Origin of the sequence: Vibrio sp. 1562, assembly GCF_033340155.1 — a bacterium.
Classification (GTDB): domain Bacteria; phylum Pseudomonadota; class Gammaproteobacteria; order Enterobacterales; family Vibrionaceae; genus Vibrio; species Vibrio alginolyticus.
This window is the reverse complement of sequence record NZ_JAWOVY010000535.1, coordinates 1-603: the sequence shown is the minus strand read 5'-3', so window position 1 is coordinate 603 and position 603 is coordinate 1. Positions and strand designations below refer to the sequence as shown.

The 603-nt window shown below is 44.6% G+C and carries 2 protein-coding genes; both read right to left on the bottom strand.

Annotation, left to right across the window (positions count from 1 at the left end; all coding sequences use genetic code 11):
* A partial coding sequence (locus R7Z49_RS26260; RefSeq protein WP_318112594.1) for a GNAT family N-acetyltransferase occupies positions 1–335 on the bottom strand: 335 nt, incomplete at its 3' end.
* Between the two features lie 11 nt (positions 336–346).
* Positions 347–603 (bottom strand): GNAT family N-acetyltransferase (locus R7Z49_RS26255; RefSeq protein WP_318112592.1); only part of this gene is annotated, 257 nt, incomplete at its 5' end.

Here is a 603-nt window from a genome sequence, read left to right as displayed (position 1 = left end):
TCGAGCTCATCTAACAGCGCACTTCCTGCCCCTTGCCCATAATGTAACGGCGAGACATAGCAACACGTTACCAACGCCGTTTTATCTTCACTGGTGTGGTTAGGCAACTCGTAACTTAAAAACCCGACGATTTCCCCTTGTTTCTCAACCACGATCAATTGAGCCAGTTGCTCCGTCATAACTCGTGTCCACATCCTTTCTCGGCGCTCAATGGTAAACTGCTCTATATAGCTTTGTGGCATTAACCCTTTGTACGCCACCTGCCACGAATCGACATGTATTTTAGCAATTTGAGCTGCTTCTTCTCTGACAGCATTCCTTACAGTGTATCCCATTACTTTCCTTTCTATTCATCCTGAGTAAATACGCGCAATCGGTTATAAGCTTCAAAGCCCAAAGATTCGCACAACTTAATCGAAGGTGTATTTTCGATATTTACTCGGTATCTCACTTTACGATCTCGTGTTTTAGCCTCCGCCACTAAGTGTGAAAGCAAGCGCTTACCGTACCCTTTTTCTCTCGCTTTAGGGCTAACCAGTAACGATAACGACTCAAATGGCTCCTTTCCTTTGTAACAATATGACGGTAATGCCGCAACCAATT